20 protein-coding genes and 1 tRNA gene are annotated in these 17083 nt (G+C 53.8%); 6 read left to right on the top strand and 15 right to left on the bottom strand.

Annotation, left to right across the window (positions count from 1 at the left end; all coding sequences use genetic code 11):
* Positions 1-5: 5 nt before the first annotated feature.
* The 5 genes from NMK_RS09605 to NMK_RS09585 all read right to left on the bottom strand — a co-directional run bounded on the left by NMK_RS09605 (position 6) and on the right by NMK_RS09585 (position 6339).
* A complete protein-coding gene (locus NMK_RS09605) occupies positions 6-950 on the bottom strand; it encodes a DUF5131 family protein (RefSeq protein ID WP_109015533.1) in 945 nt (314 codons plus the stop codon).
* Between the two features lie 127 nt (positions 951-1077).
* Positions 1078-2229, bottom strand: coding sequence for a PRTRC system protein D (locus NMK_RS09600; protein WP_181376223.1), 1152 nt, complete (start codon positions 2227-2229; stop codon positions 1078-1080).
* Positions 2230-2348: 119 nt separating this feature from the next.
* On the bottom strand, positions 2349-3755 hold the full coding sequence (locus NMK_RS09595; protein ID WP_109015531.1) for a DUF2828 family protein: 1407 nt from the start codon (positions 3753-3755) through the stop codon (positions 2349-2351).
* Between the two features lie 306 nt (positions 3756-4061).
* Positions 4062-4961, bottom strand: coding sequence for a plasmid replication initiator TrfA (gene trfA, locus NMK_RS09590; RefSeq protein ID WP_109015530.1), 900 nt, complete (start codon positions 4959-4961; stop codon positions 4062-4064).
* 481 nt (positions 4962-5442) lie between these two features.
* Positions 5443-6339: a 5'-nucleotidase gene (locus NMK_RS09585; protein WP_109015529.1), complete on the bottom strand. Its 897-nt coding sequence runs from the start codon at positions 6337-6339 to the stop codon at positions 5443-5445.
* A 157-nt stretch (positions 6340-6496) separates the two neighbouring features.
* Here NMK_RS09585 and NMK_RS09580 point away from each other — a divergent pair, with 157 nt between their 5' ends.
* Positions 6497-8728, top strand: coding sequence for a beta strand repeat-containing protein (locus NMK_RS09580; RefSeq protein ID WP_109015528.1), 2232 nt, complete (start codon positions 6497-6499; stop codon positions 8726-8728).
* A 61-nt stretch (positions 8729-8789) separates the two neighbouring features.
* Here NMK_RS09580 and fae read toward each other — a convergent pair whose 3' ends face one another.
* From fae to NMK_RS18500, 5 genes are all read right to left on the bottom strand, one after another.
* The gene (fae, locus tag NMK_RS09575) at positions 8790-9326 is read right to left on the bottom strand and encodes a formaldehyde-activating enzyme (protein WP_109015527.1); all 537 of its coding nucleotides are present in this window, start codon (positions 9324-9326) and stop codon (positions 8790-8792) included.
* 136 nt (positions 9327-9462) lie between these two features.
* Entirely contained in the window at positions 9463-9960 is a 498-nt protein-coding gene (locus NMK_RS09570) for a hypothetical protein (RefSeq protein WP_109015526.1), read from the bottom strand.
* Between the two features lies 1 nt (position 9961).
* A complete protein-coding gene (locus tag NMK_RS09565; RefSeq protein ID WP_109015525.1) occupies positions 9962-10303 on the bottom strand; it encodes an aminoacyl-tRNA hydrolase in 342 nt (113 codons plus the stop codon).
* A 1-nt stretch (position 10304) separates the two neighbouring features.
* The gene (locus tag NMK_RS09560) at positions 10305-10667 is read right to left on the bottom strand and encodes a hypothetical protein (RefSeq protein WP_109015524.1); all 363 of its coding nucleotides are present in this window, start codon (positions 10665-10667) and stop codon (positions 10305-10307) included.
* A 212-nt stretch (positions 10668-10879) separates the two neighbouring features.
* Positions 10880-11051, bottom strand: a tRNA-Ile gene (locus NMK_RS18500).
* Positions 11052-11257: 206 nt separating this feature from the next.
* Here NMK_RS18500 and NMK_RS18900 point away from each other — a divergent pair.
* Positions 11258-11386: a hypothetical protein gene (locus NMK_RS18900; RefSeq protein WP_265415768.1), complete on the top strand. Its 129-nt coding sequence runs from the start codon at positions 11258-11260 to the stop codon at positions 11384-11386.
* A 302-nt stretch (positions 11387-11688) separates the two neighbouring features.
* Here the strand turns inward: NMK_RS18900 and NMK_RS09555 are convergent, their stop codons facing one another.
* Entirely contained in the window at positions 11689-12615 is a 927-nt protein-coding gene (locus NMK_RS09555; RefSeq protein WP_109015523.1) for a glycine-rich protein, read from the bottom strand.
* Between the two features lie 99 nt (positions 12616-12714).
* Entirely contained in the window at positions 12715-12969 is a 255-nt protein-coding gene (locus tag NMK_RS09550; RefSeq protein WP_109015522.1) for a hypothetical protein, read from the bottom strand.
* Between the two features lie 122 nt (positions 12970-13091).
* On the opposite strand from NMK_RS09550, the gene NMK_RS09545 reads away from it, so the two are divergent.
* The gene (locus NMK_RS09545) at positions 13092-13712 is read left to right on the top strand and encodes a hypothetical protein (RefSeq protein WP_109015521.1); all 621 of its coding nucleotides are present in this window, start codon (positions 13092-13094) and stop codon (positions 13710-13712) included.
* A 38-nt stretch (positions 13713-13750) separates the two neighbouring features.
* On the opposite strand, the gene NMK_RS09540 is transcribed toward NMK_RS09545, so the two are convergent.
* Positions 13751-14305, bottom strand: a complete 555-nt coding sequence (locus NMK_RS09540) for an HNH endonuclease (RefSeq protein ID WP_109015520.1) — start codon at positions 14303-14305, stop codon at positions 13751-13753.
* A gap of 56 nt (positions 14306-14361) precedes the next feature.
* Entirely contained in the window at positions 14362-14856 is a 495-nt protein-coding gene (gene pth2, locus NMK_RS09535; RefSeq protein ID WP_109015519.1) for an aminoacyl-tRNA hydrolase, read from the bottom strand.
* A 74-nt stretch (positions 14857-14930) separates the two neighbouring features.
* Between pth2 and NMK_RS09530 the strand changes: the two genes are divergently transcribed.
* Positions 14931-15596, top strand: a complete 666-nt coding sequence (locus NMK_RS09530) for a BglII/BstYI family type II restriction endonuclease (protein ID WP_109015518.1) — start codon at positions 14931-14933, stop codon at positions 15594-15596.
* 40 nt (positions 15597-15636) lie between these two features.
* Here NMK_RS09530 and NMK_RS09525 read toward each other — a convergent pair whose 3' ends face one another.
* Positions 15637-15819, bottom strand: a complete 183-nt coding sequence (locus NMK_RS09525; RefSeq protein WP_109015517.1) for a hypothetical protein — start codon at positions 15817-15819, stop codon at positions 15637-15639.
* Positions 15820-15920: 101 nt separating this feature from the next.
* Here NMK_RS09525 and NMK_RS09520 point away from each other — a divergent pair, with 101 nt between their 5' ends.
* Entirely contained in the window at positions 15921-16706 is a 786-nt protein-coding gene (locus NMK_RS09520; protein WP_109015516.1) for a hypothetical protein, read from the top strand.
* Positions 16707-16714: 8 nt separating this feature from the next.
* Complete coding sequence (locus NMK_RS09515; protein ID WP_109015515.1) at positions 16715-17071, top strand: hypothetical protein; 357 nt, start codon at positions 16715-16717, stop codon at positions 17069-17071.
* The last annotated feature ends 12 nt before the right edge of the window (positions 17072-17083 follow it).

Genomic DNA, 17083 nt, shown 5'->3' with positions numbered 1-17083 from the left:
CGAGATTACTCGGGGTATTCCTCAATCAGTTCCCCATCCAGGGTGCGGCCGGTATCAAAACTGCCCGCATGGATTGCACCTACGCCGCCGCCAAAATCGTGCATAGCGTGCCACTCACCCAGCGGTAGTTTGGTAGCCTCGTCATGCAGGCGCCAAGTGGCTTCAGGAGCGCCGTAGGTAGCCGGCGCCCAGGCTCCCCACTGCTTGAACAGGAACTTCTTCCCGGCCTTGCGGCACTGGTCACGCAAGGCACGAAACCAACGCAAGTCGGCCGGGCGCGCGCCATCTCCAGATTCCGCCCCGCCTACCACCCAGTCGATTGACGGGAGCGCGTCACTCTCAAGGGCAAATAACAGGTCCAGCGGCCCTATCAGCGGCTCCGCACTTACCCAGCGAATGGCCGCAGGTGTTTTCTGCAACCAAACGATACGTTCCAGAGCTGCTTCCTGGTGCTCAGCAGTAACGCCTAGCCATGCGTTCTGTACAGGCCATACCAACCCCACCATTTTCACACCCCACTTGGGGGCCAGCTTATGCATTTCGGCCAGGATGCGCGACTTGACCTCAGGGTGCGTTAAGTAGAAAAACATGCGCTCCGGGCGCTTTGTCAGAATCTGGAATACGTGCCCACGCCCAAGCAGATGGCAAAGGGCCATCACCGCAAACATCTGGTCGATGAAGGCGTCCGGGACGTCATGGTGAAAAAGGTCCGACATAGCGTTGACGAAAATCTTGCGCGGACGCGTCCAGCGCAATGGCTGGTCCAGTCTCTCAGGATGGCACATCACATCAGTGAATTTGCGACCGAAGTACACAGTGCCCGGCTTGGCTGCGTTACGCGCCCAATCGCGTTCGGCATAACAATGCTTGCAGCCCTGCGAAATTTTTTCGCAGCCTGTGACAACGTTCAGAGTAGCATCCGTCCACAACAAATTGGTTCTGTCTGCCATGATAATTCCTAGTATTTTCAGTTAGGTTTTGATTTTTCTTAAAGTGACTTCAATTAATTTCTTTAAAGTCATTTCTAACAAAAAAGGGCGGTATTGCCGCCCTTTTTCATTGTTTTACTTTAAGCGACTAGATTTCCTCGGCCTCGGTCTCAGGCTGTGGTGCCGGCGCAGCGGCCTGAGGCTGCGCCGCTGGTGCCGCGGTAGCTGCTTGCGCTGGCTTTGGCGGCTCCCATGTCAGTACAGTAACCTTGGGCGCATCTGCCGCTTTTGTCTGGGAAGCAGGCACCCCGGCAAACTTCTCGCCAGCGGCCTGGAAGCCTTTGACGTTCGCTAGTTGGGCATCCGGTAGCACGTAAATCTTGTGGTCCTTGTAATAGTTCAGGATGGTCTTGCTGAAGATTTTTTCGCCACCACCCATCAGGATGATGTTGTCGATATCAGAGCCATCCCCCGCAATGTTGCGCAGGTAGTTAACCGAGCCTTCAATGGCGGCACGCGCATTTCTGATATGCTCGAGCATATCTTCCACTTGGCCGCTAATCTTGATGCGACGGCGCTCGATAGCGCGGTCAATGGCGGTCAGGTTGTCATACTTCATGCCAAACTTGTTGGAAATCGATTCCGCAATCGCGCGCAGCACCTTGGAGACACCGCCAGGGTGGGCCGAACTGCGAGGGTCGTTAATTTTTTCACCGTTAGTGACCAGGAAGTCAAAGGTCAGGTAGCCGGGGTCGATGATGAGGTTGGTTTCATCACGGAGAAACTCGAACTCAGGCACCGTGTCTTCCAGCGACAAGCAATAGTGCAGGCCGCCCATCGGCTGAGCCAGAACCAGCGCCTGTTTGACCGTTACCGTCTCATCTTCATTGATAACATGCGTACCCTCCATCATTGCTTTGAGGTCTGCAGCACGATGCAAGGTTGTAAGCGGCAAACCAACAACCAGCAGGTCGATAGTTGACTCACCCATGTAGTGCAGGGCGCCGTAGAAACAAGCCTTGTATTGGTCGGTATATATGTATTGGTCGTTCAGGTTGCGGGTAGCGTCGTTGGTATCGAGGTCGCCGCTATCCGGGCCAACCTCATACTGCGTCCCCTCAACCGTCACCACAACAGTATCCCGCTTACCCAAAAGCGACATCGAGAGGTCGCGGCCGGTATGGCGCGGGGCAAGCGACGGGAAGCTCATGAACTCGAGGCCATTTTCCGTCTTCTTGCTCAATTTTACAAAACCGGAACCCAAGTCCAGTGCGCGAACTACTAAATCCTGCTTAGCCATTGAGGAATCCTCCTGGTATTTCATTGCTGATTGCGATGGTGTAACTATAGCAGAATAAATGAAAAAAGGCAAGTGTTAACTTGCCTTAATTAACAATTTTGCCGCATTAATTCTGCATGTTACGTCAGGATTAACTTTGTCGGGATGGTTAACCCTGGAATGTCGTACCGTGCTATATAGACGGCCTGACGCATCAGTATAGTTGGGGTGAGCTGCTCATAGTTTCCCGCGAGGACCGCGTCCAGAATACGAGGGGAATATCCTGACAACAAAACAACACCAGGGGTATTGGCGCGCACAGGGGCATTGCCGGCTCTGCCCGCCAGGTTCCAGAACACCATTAACGGCATCTTAAAGCCAGCCCGCTCAAACTTCCTGCGTGCGACCTCAAAGTTTGTCCATCCCTTGGCGTCTGCCTCATCGAACTCCATGTCGGAGAGGATGATGAGTGCTTCTGGCATCTCGAACCCCGCGCCGGCTTCTCGTGCCATCGAGAGAATTTTATCGAAAGCAGCCTGTATGTTGGTGCTCATGCTCCACATCCCGCTGGTGAGATTGGTTACACGCTCATGCAGCGTATTGCCTTTCACCGTGTGGAACTCTGGTTGGGCTGAGAACATCAAGACCTTATTCTTGAAGGGCTCAGGCAGCGCTTCTGAAAGCAACAGGCCAAGCGCAATGGAGACTTCGATTGCGAGGGTATTGCCGCCAATACGCCGTATCATTGACGAGGATACATCAGATAGCACCAGCGCCTTGCCTGCAATAGCAGGACGGGGCAATTGCGTCCACTGCGCAGTCGCTGCCGCATCATGCACAGCGCTTGCCTTAACAACATCGTGCGGGAACACCACTCCCGCATGCATGGTTGCCTTACCCGCTGTAACGTCCTCGATGTAGGTCGCATAGCGCTTATCGTGGCGCGCAAAAGCCTTTTGATAGCGGGTTGCCGCGACAGACGGGACTGCGGTATAGCGGATGCCACTCCACTTGCCTGCCGACATTTGCTGCTCGACGGTATCGGAAATCTTGGCCAATCCCTTTCGCCACTGGGCCTCGGAAATACCAAGGGCCTTACAGAGCCAAGCTGCGACCGGGCCAGAGCGCGGCATCCACTTAGCTGCCAACCTGTCAGGTGACGCTTCCATGGAGCCTGCTAAAACAAGCGCTACCTGGCTTGCGACCAAGGCCCGCAGTTCCGGTGTCGCTACACCTAAGACGTCATCCCAGCGGCCAACCTCCGGAATAATCCAGGAGGCAATGAGCTTTCTCGCTAATTCTGGACGCTTACGCTCAAGCCAATGCAGGACGTTGCGGAAGGTGTCTCGCTCACCCGCCCCTCCGCGGGCGTCACGCGACCACAGGAGGATACGCAAGGCAAGCGCCTGGTCTTCGCGCAGGGCACGCTCAAAGAGTTGAATAAGCTGTGCGGGATGACGGCGTGCCGCTCCAATCATGGAGAACAGGTCAAGGCAGGCTGAGCCTGATGTCTTGAATGTAGCTGCGCCGTTTAATGTTTTCCGCATAAGAGTTTAATCGCTGAGGGAGAGAATCAAGCGGAACCAGTGTAACTGGCTCCGCTTACAGGATGGTGCCCTAAGGCTATTCCGGTTCGGTCGTCCAAGGCTACCTGCCTGGAAGGGAGTGGCTATCGTGCCACACAACTAGCTCAGGATTGCGTCCCCAAGCGGGAGGTTTCGGTCCTTACGGGAGAGTTTTAGTCCACGTAAGGTGCCCCGGCAAGCCATTTGTCAGAAATGAAAGTGCTGAACCCATCCTTATCCGAACAAGACAAGTATATCACTAAACTTCAAATATGCAACATGTGAAGATTAAATATCTTCCTCGTCTTCTTCTGCCACTAAATCATACCTAGGCCTCGAAGATTTTTCGTGGCCAGCGCGCTGCGCTAATTTTGTGTGGCTTCCTTTTTTCACGGATACCACCCCATTGTTAACCTCGCACTTCCACCCAATGGTGCTATTGTTGATATGCTCAATGGCTTCTTGAAGGAGCTTATTGAATTTACCCGCTTCCATCTCGGCCCGCCCGCACAGCATCTGAATTTTCTGTGTCCCCAAAGGCACAGGTGAGCGATGGGTTGAGTAGAACGCGTGAAGCCACTGCGCCAGGACGTGAGCACTTGTGCGACCTGCCAGCGCAAGACGATGCGCCAGATTGAGTTGCGTCCACCCAGCAGAGAAAAGGTTGCGGAGCTCAGCATCCAACAGAACCTCGTATCGGCCATCCTCGCCTGGGGACTGGGTAAATTTATGAACCAGACCCGTCACCGTCAATTGCTCACCGCAGGTGATTCGGTAGGTAGCCATACGCATTTCAGTAAGCTTGTCACGCAGCCAAGCCATATCCGCGCCGCCTCCGGTTTTACCGAGGTGACGGAGCATCTCCCGGTAGCCAAATGAAACGGTCACCGTTTTATCAGACTGGTTTAAAGGATTATCGTAAGAAGCCTTTATGAGGAGTAGCCAGATATCCAAATGGTCCTGAGTAAGATGCGGACTCCCCGCCTCCTGCCAGATTTCGTAGCCACCATACGCCGCTAACAAGGTACGCTTCCTGTAGACTATCTTCCCTACCGCACCTCGACCAGTGCGCGCGGCAAACATCGAGCAGCGAGCAAGGACGTTCGGAATGGGGCTTAAATGCGTGGCAGGTGCCAACACTTCTGGCAGCCAGCCCGATAATTCGGCGACAGCGGTTGATTCGTGCAAAGCGATATTCCTAGAGAAGCCGGAGGCGATTCGATAATACCAGTATACCAAAGAATGCAGGTAAGTGCGGGATAATTGGCGACAGGTGCGGGATAATTGGCGAGCTTCTGCGGGATAATTGGCGGCAAAGTGCGGGATAATTGGCGGCGAGTGATTTTGTAAGTCACTGATTATTAGATTTAAAACGGCAATTTTACACCCCTGTAATCATATTATAATCACTAGTTTGTAATCCCAAATCAAATGGGAGGCTTATTAAGACGCATCAGAAACCCCCTTAGGATGCAAATTTCGTAACCCCGAACCCTCGCGATAATCACTCACCTTCCCGCCTTCGGCGTTAGCTTCAATTTTGTCCAACCAGGATGGACGAGCGGTGTTAGCATCTCCATCTCGGCCTCGCTGGGCCGAGGCGTCCTCGTAGAAATGAAAAAGCCCGACACGATGGCCGGGCTTCGGTGGGTATGCGGCTGAGTATGCGTTATGCGGTAACGGCCATTTCCTGGTTCGCGACGCCGTGTGGGACATGGCCCGATGGCACGTACTGCGCTGCGGACTCGATGTTATGCATACCGTCATCGAAAAACAGGTCTGCGCCAAATGCTGCGAGGAAGGGTCCTTTCGGAAGGCCGCCGCACAGGAAGCACTCATCCACCTTGACCCGCCAGGTACGGAAGGTATGCAGAACACGCTCATAAGCTGACACACTACGCGCCGTTACCAGCGCGACGCGTATTGGGCAATCAGCAGCGTCGGCGTAGCTCTCCTGAATCTCCTGCAGGGCCTGTAATACAGGCTTGAATGGACCTGCTCCCAACGGAATCCTGGCTTGCTTCTGCTCATTCTGCGTGAATGCGGCCAAGCCTGATTCATGGTTTACCCGTTCGGCCGAGTCATCAAACAGGACGGAGTCGCCATCAAACGCGATGCGTATGCCAGGCGCAGACTCGCCTACGTGCGAATGAGGTTGCACACAAGCACTTGCAATGCCCCGGTCAAGCGCGCGACGCACTTCATCAGGGTTGGTTGACAGGAACAGCGTCACATTACCGGCTTGTGCGATGGAAAATCGGTTGCCACCCGAAGTGAAGAATGCACGGTCGATGTTCAGGCCGTAATGGCGAACCGAATTCATTACGCGAGCGCCCGCATCCAAGGTATTACTCGACAGTAGAATGACATCCACCTTGCGGGGAGCACCTTCAATGTTGAGGGCAAGCAGCTTCTGGATGACCGGGAAGGCAACCCCTGGACGAAGAGGCTTCTTCTCATTTTTACGCATGTAGGCGTCAAATGCAGCCCATCCCTCCGTCTGGAAGATGGTATTTCCGTCTTCAAGATTAAATAATGCACGGCTACTTACGGCGACTGTTAACATTTCTATACTCCCTTTTGTATTTTTTGAGTATATCAAAAATAGCAAGCAATGTCAATAGCTTAGTTAATTATATCTTGTGCTATCAAGATGTTAACTATACTTCTGACACATGATTTTTTGGTTTCCAAAAATGCAAAAATATTCAGAAAAAGTTTGGATGACCCGGCTGGCTGCTTTCGGTTCAATGGCGCTAGTTACTTACACTGCTCTAGCGGATACTACGAGTGATGCCATTCGCCGTAACAGCCAATACGCCTCCGTGCAGCAGGCGGTGTATCAGCTCGTTGCTGAGAGCTACGACGTCGATAATGATGCGACCATTGAAGCGCCGGCCATGAAGCTGGGTACCGGGCTAGGCACCTCGGATGGAGGCGTCATCCCGGATACCTCCTCCGCGCCCAAGACGGATGGCTTCGGCGGCACGCTGGGCTATTGCGCCTGGGATAACGGTACACTAACCTCGAGCAGCGGCCGCTTGCCTGGTAGTACGGCTGCAGGCTCAGTCTCCCTGGCGGTCATCTCCTACGGCCTAGACAACGTCTTTCAGACGACTTGCGCAGACCTAGCGCAAGGCATTGTGCGTGGCGACGACTATGCCTTCTGGATGACGACCAATCAGGTGACGACCGGCGCCTCGAGCACGACGTCGACCTACTGGGGCGCGCCTGCAGCCTCACTAACCGCGCTTCAAGGGCTTAGTGCAGGCTCCTTACATGATGGTGAAGTCCGCCTCACGACCGACACCAACCGTATGTACCGGTGGAGCGCCAGCCAACAACAATGGCTTAACCTGGGAGGGGGAAGTGGTGGCAGCCAGAACTGGCTTGATAATGGTACTTACGACGTCACCATGGCGAACGCCAGTGGCCGCGTAGCCATCGGTCAAACAACCCTTGGCGCTGAAAAACTCACTATCAATAGTGGCGCCTCGGCGACGGCCCTGGGGCTAAGCGGCACCAGCTCAACGACCGGCATCAATATCTACAACACGGCCGGCTCTTCGGTGAACGCTTTTCTGGGCTACGACAACACCAACAGCAAGATGCTGATTAACGTCGCTAACGGTAGCTTTGCTATTAAGACCGGTGGCTCTGAACGCTTCAATCTGGGCACCGACGGCACGGTCACGGTCAACGGCGCCGTGTTCCTGGATGCCAGCAAGAATGTGACGGCGAATGGTGGGGCATTCTCCGGCGTAGTGAATGCGGGTGGGGGTCTTCAGGTCGGTGGCACGACGGTCATCGATACCAGTCGCAACCTCAACAATATCAATAACGTCATCGCAGCGGGTAACGCTACCGTGACTGGATATGCAAACGTAGGCTCCCTCCAGATTGGTGGGGCGTCGGCTATCGACGGCAGCCGTAACGGTACGCTGGCGACGCTGGTGACCTCCGGAGGTATCACGGCTAACGGCGGTATCAATACGTCCTCCCTGACGGCGACTGGGCAGATTGTGGCGCCTGTGGGTTCGACGTCCTCCCCAGCGTACACCTTCACGGGTAGCCCGACCACGGGATTGTATTCGCCATCGGCCAATACGCTTGGCTTGGTCGCTGGTGGCACACAAGTCCTGAGTGCGACCTCGAGCGGCGTGAGCCTGCCAGCCGGAACGACTGTATCTGGAGGAAATTTGGTGCTGTCTAGCCCCAGCATCACAGGGGCTTTGGCTGCCCGGCCAACTGCCAGCGTGGCAAACCGCATTTACATGACGACGGATACTAACGAAATCTATCGGGACACAGGCAGCGCCTGGGCTAAAGTTGGTGCATCGAGCTTGGCTACCATGGGAGATGTAAGCCTAACGAGTCCATCAAACGGGCAAGCTCTTGTATATAACGGAACCACAGGCAAGTGGGCCAACGGTATGTCGCTAGTAGAGAACTCAACTGGGTTTAGTCTTGCGGGAGGCGTCACTAGGAAGACCTTGACCGTCAACAACTCCATAACCCTGGCTGGCACGGATGGCACGACGATGACCATGCCCAGCACATCGGCAATCCTTGCACGTACAGATGCGACACAAACGTTTACTGGCCAGCAAAATTTCTCAGGCGCTATTAATGCGAGCGGTGCCATTTATGGCAACAATATCGTTCCATCCCTTGTCGCCGGAGCCGGTGCAAGCTGCGCAGGCTACAATACGGGCGCAATGGCTAATACATCAAATGGCATCCCTGTATTTTGTTCTGGCGGGGTTTGGACGAAGGTATCAACTGGAACTGCAGCAAGCCGTTTTGGGGGGACTTATGCAATGTCGGGGACTAATTGTAGTACCGCTAATCCAGAAACCGGAGCGTGCTCCTGCCCAGGAGGATATAACTCCTACCAAACGGGAAATTCTTCAGGCTCTTTTATAACTTACACTTTCTACCTCTGTCAGAACTAGGTTTCAATGAACAAAAGGGCGGAATCTCCGCCCTTTTTTACCATCACCCTTGTGGGTTACGTTACTTCGCCGCGAACGGGTGTGCCGCCTTCTTGCGTTCTTCCAGAACATGCTCAGCCGACGGGAAGCGCGCAATCGCATTCTTGATTGCCTGCTTGGTGGCCTGGTAGTTCCAGTCCTGAATGCGCTCGTCATTGTCAGCGTTGTGGTCGATGAACACGCCCACGCAAATGAAAATGTCGTCAGCCTCGGCGGCCGGGATGATACCTTCTTCGACACAGTCCATGACCGCCATCGAAACACCGCGTTGGGCCGGGCCGAACATCTGAACAGCTTGCTTGCCGTTCTTGATGGTGACCTTGTTGAACATGACCGTGGCCGGCTTGGTCATGAGGTTGGGTGCAACAACAGCCAGGAGGCCGTTCACACCTTGCTTCTGGTCGGTCAGGGTGCGACAGAAGGCTTCTTCTGCTGCGCTTCCACGGGGGCCGAGGATGAGGTCGATATGTGCAACGTTCAAGAGGTCCAGCTCATTGCTGTCCACTCGCATATCGATAACCAGGGCTTCGCCCACCAGAACGCGGTCAATTACTGCCATGCTTGTTTCTCCAGAGAAAATTAGGGGGCCGGGTAGGCCCATGTAGATAAGTGGCCGCTGATGGCAGCCACGCATCATAGTATATCAAAAAACTATACTTTTCGCAAGGAGAAGAATTTGGATGGAGAACGCGCTATCAATTTCGAGCGCCAAACTTAGCCTGCATTCGCAGGTACTCGGCTCGCTCAGCCTCCTCCTTGGCAATTGCAGCCAGGCGATTACGTTCATCCTCCGCCTCCTTGGCCAAGCGGTCGGCCTCAGCCTTCTTCTCCGCTTGCTGAGCCTGTAGTACCACCACCGCTTCTTTTGCGAGTCGGGCTATCTCCGAAAACTCCTCCGAATATGCACTTTGTGCATCATAGACAGCATCGACATCCACCGGCTGGTTGAGAATATGGTAGTCAGAATAATCCCATGGGATACCGTTAATCAGTACTGTTAAAGAATAGCCCGATTCACTATGGCCAAGGTCAGTATTCTTGAGCTTGAATTCCGCCATCTTGGCGATAAGCGCGTCTCGGTCCAGGCCATACCAGAGTTGATAGTCTCCGCTATAGGTATCCATCAAGCAGCCGCGGCAATAGCTTTGGCTTTCTTCCTTGAGGGCAATGAGGGTGTAAATTTTTGTCGTCATGTCAGCAGGTCTCCATCATGGGTTGTTTTGCCTTGTACAGCCGATATTTCCGCATGTGCTTACGCTCATCTCCGAAGAGCGGCCTCGTGGCCAGCGCAGAGTGGCCCATGGGCCCGAAGTCGGGCTCATAGAACATGTGATGCTCGATGCCAAGGTCCGCGAGCTCCTCTGCCGTGCGAACCAGCTCCTCCTGGTTCTTCGCCGCCAGGAGGATGAGGTAGGAAGTCTCGGCCGGGCGATTAAAGCTGAAGCCGGCCTCGAGGGCCGCATGGCCCAACTGCACCATCTGGTGCTCGAGGGGGATGTCTTCACGCACCATGAGGTATGAGTAGGGCTTATGCATCTTAAGCCTCCTTTCGAGCTGCTTCGATGGCAGCCGAGATGGCATCCAGAAGCTCATTGAAGCGCTCACCGCGAAGGCCAGGGAAACATAGAGCAAGCTTGCGAGTCAGCGGCCCCTTATAGGCTCGGCCAAGCATGTCAAGAGCATGTTGGTAGCCCCCAAACTCACGAAGACCGTTTGCCAGCTTCTTGGGGTTGGTGATGCGCGTGAATCCAGTCTTGGGGTTCTTGCCTCGAAGGATGGCGTAGAGAATGAAATCCTCTGCGCGCGCCTCCCCGGAGGCATGGAAAGCGCTCCAAGCGGCTGTAAGCGTGCGACGCTCGTCCGAGGTCAGGATGGTGGTATTGAGGTTAGTGGTGGTCATTGCAAATCTCCATTCGATAAAAGTTAAGTCGTACTGACGCAAACTGAGCCAAAAGGCTCATCGAATGGGATGGCGGACCACGAGCTGGAGGCAGGCTCCAGGCATGGAAAGAGTTCCTCGCCGAAGCGAAGGAATCTAACGCGAGATGTATTTACAAGTGAGGCATAGTTCTCAGTATAGTGCTGTTATTTACAAATTAACAAACTTCATTGCACGGCGGGCTGGACTCGAACCAACGACCTTTCCATTATCTTTGGATTGCTCTACACGCAAGAAATTGTTCACAGATTACCTCCACAGGCCTTGTGGGCTCACCCATGCCTTAGTCAAGCGTGCTTATAGCAAGTCTGCAGCCTCACCATAAGCCATTTGAGCTACCGCCGTGCAATGAAGTTTAACTTAAATATTAACAATATGAATATAGCATATCTGATTATCTGATACTTGTCAAGTGAATGTTAAGTTGATTCTAGCGATGACATTACCCATGCCGCCAGGCAAGAAAATGTATATGTATGCTCAATTTTACTGACACCGCTGGTACACTATACAGAGTGGTACACTTTGAGGAATGTTGATTTAGGAGATTTATGATGGCGGCCTGGATTAAAGAACACTTCGACACTGCTGAACATACCCGCGTGACTTTGTCCTATGGCAGCGCAATCATTGGCACAATTCTATTCGCTGCGGCCATGCTTGCGGTGCTGCTGAAGTAACTTCATTCAGCCGATAAAACTCAAAAAGCCCACCAGAAGTATTGGTGGGCTTTAGTTTGTCTGGTGGCCCCAGAGGGGTTCGAACCCTCGAATGGAGAATTTAAAGTTCCCTGCCTTAACCACTTGGCTATGGGGCCATATTTGAACAGAGGGCTGGGCTCGACACCAGCTGTGCAGGGCACGGAGACCCCGAGCGCAATGGAAATTCCTTGTGGGCGCATGCGCTGCGTCTAGCCGTTTTGCGTGTCCATCCACGCCGCCACTGTTCAAACAGTATACTTCAATTGCCTATTAATGTCAAGTTAATAATAGATGACAACATAGCCGGGTTGTCCTGAGGCCGTTCCTGAGGAAATATTCGCGCCATTCCCTTTCCCCGCCACGTAGTCGACATCTGCGGCATTAGCGACAACATTAACATTGCCCGTCGTCAGGATGGTATTCGTTGCACCAGATATCACGTGCCCAGAGCCTCCACCCGACGCACCGGTGGCACCTCCTCCAAACCATCCGCCGCCTCCGCCTGAATTATTTGACGCAATCGTTGCCCCGCCCTTCAGCGCACTTCCAGTTGTACCGCTGTTATAGTTTGTTCCACCGGCAGTTTGGGTGCCTCCTCCGGCGGTGCTTCCATTTTGCCCAGACGAACCACCCCCCGCGCCCGCATTACATATGGATAAGGTTGCGCAGGCACCACCTCCTCCTGCAATAACAATGGCATTAGCCTGTGTAGCAGAATTGTTAAGGAAAACGCCCGAGTAGCCACCGCCGCCATAAAAGGTTGCAACACCTCCGCCGCCGCCATTTGTGCCGGCGACGTTAACACCCCCGCCGCCACCAACCGCAACCAGGACAGTAGACCCAGGCGTTACACCATAGTCTGCTTGGGCGAAACCACCACCTCCAGACTTAGAGACATTACCCGCACTGTAGTCTGCACCGCCTGCTCCCCAAGCCTTAATTCGGATTGTTCCGCAGTTGTCGGCCGGAATAGTCCACGACGTATTTGCGGTAAAGCCTACCTTACGCGAGAAACAGGCTGTAGCACCAGAACTGAGGGCCCGCCAGGTCCCGGCAGTCCCGCTGGCCACGGTGAATTTGTGCCAGGTCGAGTTCGCTGTGGCAACCGATTGAATCTGATGATAGGTGGCTGCATCCCCGACAGCAAAGGGAATAAGGGCCAAGGCCACAATAGTGGCCGCCTTGCGAAGGACAAAACGTAGTTTCATTTGATGAGAACCTTAAATCCCACGGAACATTTCAACAGGCCGGGGAGGCCAGGCGATAAAGAAGATTGTGAGTATAGGGAAATCCCTACAAAAAAGAGGCTATAAGGCCGACAAAGCCTCGGCAATACGCTTCAGGTTGTATTCGCAGATTTCTTCAGGCGTTGCCTTCATACAATAGGCTTCACCCTGCGCCATATCGATTCCGCTATCGATACAAAGCTGGTGAACCATATTGCCAGCCTCAATTTCAGCCGGGCTTCCCCAGTAAATATCCTGCGTATCTGCTTTCAGCAGTTCAAGGTGAGCCGTTTCCAGCTTTTGGGCGAACTGCAGGGAAAGTTTAACGTTAGACATGGGGTTACCCCTTTGAACCGAGATATAGTAAATCTACCATAAATATCATGTTGGGTCAAGGGAAGCGGGCTGGAATGCAGCTATACATATCGTGGTCTTTATTAATTTTTAAGGAAACTATTATGCTGAATGCAAATTTGGAAAATCTGATTGAACGTGCTGAAGAGCTGTCTCATGCGACAGGGAATTGCGGGCGTAGCATCCGCCGTTATCTGGATGGGATTTTTACTGAAGGTCTGGGGAAAATTGTTTTGGCCGGTTCGCCTGAGCAGTCAGGCATCAAGGATAAACCCCTTGCCTTTGCTTACGTCGTCGACCGAATTCTCGCGAGTCTCAAGCTGGCTACATCAGCTAGCGAGGGGACGCTTGAATTCAAGCTTGGTGAGGTGAGCCTAGAAAAAGGCTCGGTTGATGTGCTGATTGAAGCGGAGGTGCCTGATAGCGTTCGTGACCGTCAGGAGTTTCTAGCTACCCTCGCGTTTTCGCTCCGTCGCATAAACGGCATGCTGGCTATGCAGGGAAATCGCCTCGAGCAGTCTGATTCCGCCTTACTGGCCGAGATGTTCTATGAGTCATCCACCAGTGAAATCGAGGGGCATCTGCAGCAGTTCTATGCGTTGCTCAAAAATGAGTATGCATTATTCGACAGCACGCCAATTGCCTTAATTGGACTGGCTTCATTGATTTCGCCGGCTGTTAGCGATTACGACAAGCAGTTTGACGAGATTTTAGACACGCTGTAACACTCAAACCCCGCCGATTTCTCGACGGGGTTTTTCTATCAATTAAGCCTGCCAAGCAGCCTGGAATCAGGAGGCAGACAGGCCCGTAGGAACTCCATCTGGTCCGCCTTGATGTTGCGGCCGGCCAGGATGAGAGATTCGGCTGTATTTGGCGCATACGGCACGTACAGCAGTTTCACTCCAGCCTCTTCAGGCAGCATGCAGCCCTTGGCGTTATTGCACGGCTTGCAGCAGGTTGCGCAGTTGGTCCAGGTGTTGGGGCCTCCGCGTGCTACCGGGATAACGTGCTCGCGCGTGAGCTGTCCTCGCGGGAAGCGCAGGCCACAGTAGCAGCAGATGTTGTCGTCACGAGAGAACAGGTTCTGATTCGTGAGCGGTACCCGGCCGGCAAAGCCGATATTGCGAACGGCGATGATGGAGGGGAGCGCAACAACGGTGCGTTGTCCAGACTTGGAGTATCCACCGTGAAGGTGATATTCGTCCTCGCCCTGGCTCCAGGCGATAAGTCCCTTGAGATGGTAGTAAAGCGCGTCTTCAAGCGTGCTCCAGCGGTTAGGCTGGCCGGCTTGGTCGAGCGTGAGGATGGCAGTCATGAGGCGTCCTTTCAGTGCGAGATGGAGCAAGCCCCTTCCCGCCGGACGCCATCGACTTAGAGGAGCGGTAAGCCCCCTGTAATGCGGTCGACAGCCTCGGCATCGCCGGGGCCAATTGATAAAGCGGTGCGCGTCGGCACACCATGGAATTCGGTTAACCCGGAATCGGTAATAAGCGCAGCAGGCAGACCTGCGGCTTGCGCCTGGGCATAGAGCTCAAGCAATGAGGCTTCGTCCGGGGTGGAGACACAGATTTTCTTGAAGCGTCCGTCCAGCCAGGGGCGGATGTCGGCATCAAGCGGAATGATGATGGCTGACGGTAGGCGTATCCCTCGCTCGAGCAGCGCGCCTATTGAGGCGTGCGCACCTTGGGCGACTGATTTACCAAGTCGCATCTTCAGGTCCTTGCGTAGAACAAGGACCTGCTTGTGTGTGCTGGATGAGGTGTGCTCGAGCTTCTGGATTGGTTGGTTAGCGGCCAAGGCAGCCTTCAGCTGGTCGGCAAAAGTGAGGGTCTCCCGCAGAAGCGCCTCGATAAAGTCGTGATTCATGTGTTTCTTTCAAGTTCGTTACAAAAAATATCAATTAACGCTATACGATGACCTCTAAATCATGCGGCCATCCAATGCAAATTTTGGAAGTTCGGGACTTCGGGCTGGACCCCAAGCATCCTCGGGCAGAAATTCTCCAGCAGCTATCCGCCATCGTGGATTCAGTCCCCTTTCCAGTGTGGCCGGGCTATGCCAAGCTTCCTGAGCACATTGGCAACATCCCAGCTTTAAATGCCCTCTTCGCAGCCCAACTCAAGGCGCACGGCTGGCGAGTCGGCCATCCTTTGGCGACTGGCGATATTCCTGATGCCTATAAGGAAGTCGCCGGCGCCAGGGTGGCTGTTGAAATCCAATGTGCCAATATCGCCCGTGACGAAGCGGATATCGTAAAATTCATGCGTCTCGCCGAAGCGAACCAGGCAGATGTGTTTGTCCGCATCGCCTTGGCTCACGAGACAGGCGCCTTATTCGCGAAAGGGATTGCAACCCCTGAGCACTTCTGCCGGAGCATTGAGCGCCTTGGAAGCCGGTATGCGGGCGTCCCTACGATATCCATTTCCATGGGGCATCACGGCGTCGCTCAGGAAGACTTCTCTGGCTACGGCATAGCGGTGCAGGAATTGAAGCATTGCAGCTCACACCCAAGACTAGCGAGAATCGCTGAATCCATTATGCGCAAGGTTGCCGGCGGGGTCAGCCTGGTCTTGGAAAGCGCGCCCACGCAACTCGGGTTCTTTTAACCAAATAAACAAACACCCCGGAAAACCGAGGTGTTTTGAGTTACTGGGCAAGCGCTTGCGCAAATTCTTCCCAGACCGGGTCATTGGGGGCGTCGCCATAAGAAGCAGCCAGCTGCTCATATTCGATTTGCACTGATGTCCCTGGGCCTTCGGTCTCAATGACCGCTCTTACTTGATTCCAGCACTGCTCCTTAAGGGGTAGTGTAGTCCTTACGGCTTGCATGATTTTTCCTCCTGATTGTCGATTTTCCTACTCCTTCGTATAGGAAGGATGCTCCCTATACTTCAACGCAGTAATTAGGAAACATTAACCAAGGAGAAATCATGAGCAACGCAGCATTGAACACCATCGTCGACAACGCAAAACAAGCAAGCGGCATCGGCATTCCCAAGCTGAATCCCTATGAGCCTGGTACCAATAACTACCTGGCCTACGAGCTAGGCTGGGAAGGCGAGGTCACCCTCGTTGAGCGTCTGGATGGGCAGGTCTTTGGGTTGAGTTGGGATGGGGTTGAGTACCACAGCGATGTGCCGTTTGACCTCGCAGAGTCTGGAGAAGGCCGCTATCACGAAACCATCGAGGAAGCGCTGGAGTATCTGCAGACACTGTGCTGGACGACTGCCGATTCTGCGGCCGCGCAAGCCGATGGCTGGGACTTGTTCGAGACTATCGTCGACGGCAAGGTTGTATTGAGCCTTCAGCGTGATGACGATGAAGATAGCTTTCCAGATGATGCGGCAGCCTTGTCTTTTGTGCGGAATGCGGCGTCAACCGGGAATCGAGTGGCCCTCAAGGCACTTGAATTGACCGGACTGGCAGCGCCTGAAACAAAACCCATCTTCAACGCAGGTAACAAGTCCACGATTGGAGACATCTCCATGAGCGACATCCTCGGTGAGGACGTTGAACCGGAGGCTTCACCTGAGTGGGCCTGGGTGCAGGAAAACGCAAGCTATGCTCACCGTGACAATGGCAAGGGTGCGGGTGTCTGGGAGTTCATGCTCAATATGAGCCGGACTTACAAGGACATCCCGGAAAAGCTGGTGCCGGTCCTCGCAGATGCTCGCGAGAACGACCTCAGCTACATTCTGATTCACAACGGCACCTAGGAGGCAGCATGTTAGAGCTAAGTCGTTCCAACGGCTACTACCCTCCTGGCTTGAAACCGGGTGACTTCATTCAGACGACGTCACATTGTGGCGACGTTTTCTTTGAAGTGCTAAGTTGTATCCAACCTTCACAACCTGGCGACTATTGGCATATCACCTATGTGACTTATGACAAATACGGAAGCCAGCCAGGGAGAGAGTTTGTTAATTCTGCAGGGTCTATTCGCGCCGTCATTCCTGCTGAAATGGCGATTCCTGTCATGGTGCGAAAGCGGTTGCGGTTCAAGTCAAAAGAAGGCCAGTTTGACCCGTTTTATGGGTATGCCCCAGTGGGAACACCATTACGCAAGAAGGAAGTTTGGTAGCACACTCAAAAG

It is taken from the genome of Novimethylophilus kurashikiensis (assembly GCF_003112435.1).
Classification (GTDB): domain Bacteria; phylum Pseudomonadota; class Gammaproteobacteria; order Burkholderiales; family Methylophilaceae; genus Novimethylophilus; species Novimethylophilus kurashikiensis.
This window is presented reverse-complemented; position numbering and strand designations above follow the sequence as displayed.

Bases quoted from the DNA above. Each gene is read 5' to 3' on its own strand.
- NMK_RS09605 (WP_109015533.1), bottom strand. From the start codon at position 950: ATGGCAGACAGAACCAATTTGTTGTGGACGGATGCTACTCTGAACGTT.
- NMK_RS09600 (WP_181376223.1), bottom strand. From the start codon at position 2,229: ATGGCTAAGCAGGATTTAGTAGTTCGCGCACTGGACTTGGGTTCCGGT.
- NMK_RS09595 (WP_109015531.1), bottom strand. From the start codon at position 3,755: ATGCGGAAAACATTAAACGGCGCAGCTACATTCAAGACATCAGGCTCA.
- NMK_RS09585 (WP_109015529.1), bottom strand. From the start codon at position 6,339: ATGTTAACAGTCGCCGTAAGTAGCCGTGCATTATTTAATCTTGAAGAC.
- NMK_RS09580 (WP_109015528.1), top strand. From the start codon at position 6,497: ATGACCCGGCTGGCTGCTTTCGGTTCAATGGCGCTAGTTACTTACACT.
- fae (WP_109015527.1), bottom strand. From the start codon at position 9,326: ATGGCAGTAATTGACCGCGTTCTGGTGGGCGAAGCCCTGGTTATCGAT.
- NMK_RS09570 (WP_109015526.1), bottom strand. From the start codon at position 9,960: ATGACGACAAAAATTTACACCCTCATTGCCCTCAAGGAAGAAAGCCAA.
- NMK_RS09565 (WP_109015525.1), bottom strand. From the start codon at position 10,303: ATGCATAAGCCCTACTCATACCTCATGGTGCGTGAAGACATCCCCCTC.
- NMK_RS09560 (WP_109015524.1), bottom strand. From the start codon at position 10,667: ATGACCACCACTAACCTCAATACCACCATCCTGACCTCGGACGAGCGT.
- NMK_RS18900 (WP_265415768.1), top strand. From the start codon at position 11,258: ATGATGGCGGCCTGGATTAAAGAACACTTCGACACTGCTGAACATACC.
- NMK_RS09555 (WP_109015523.1), bottom strand. From the start codon at position 12,615: ATGAAACTACGTTTTGTCCTTCGCAAGGCGGCCACTATTGTGGCCTTG.
- NMK_RS09550 (WP_109015522.1), bottom strand. From the start codon at position 12,969: ATGTCTAACGTTAAACTTTCCCTGCAGTTCGCCCAAAAGCTGGAAACG.
- NMK_RS09545 (WP_109015521.1), top strand. From the start codon at position 13,092: ATGCTGAATGCAAATTTGGAAAATCTGATTGAACGTGCTGAAGAGCTG.
- NMK_RS09540 (WP_109015520.1), bottom strand. From the start codon at position 14,305: ATGACTGCCATCCTCACGCTCGACCAAGCCGGCCAGCCTAACCGCTGG.
- pth2 (WP_109015519.1), bottom strand. From the start codon at position 14,856: ATGAATCACGACTTTATCGAGGCGCTTCTGCGGGAGACCCTCACTTTT.
- NMK_RS09530 (WP_109015518.1), top strand. From the start codon at position 14,931: ATGCAAATTTTGGAAGTTCGGGACTTCGGGCTGGACCCCAAGCATCCT.
- NMK_RS09525 (WP_109015517.1), bottom strand. From the start codon at position 15,819: ATGCAAGCCGTAAGGACTACACTACCCCTTAAGGAGCAGTGCTGGAAT.
- NMK_RS09520 (WP_109015516.1), top strand. From the start codon at position 15,921: ATGAGCAACGCAGCATTGAACACCATCGTCGACAACGCAAAACAAGCA.
- NMK_RS09515 (WP_109015515.1), top strand. From the start codon at position 16,715: ATGTTAGAGCTAAGTCGTTCCAACGGCTACTACCCTCCTGGCTTGAAA.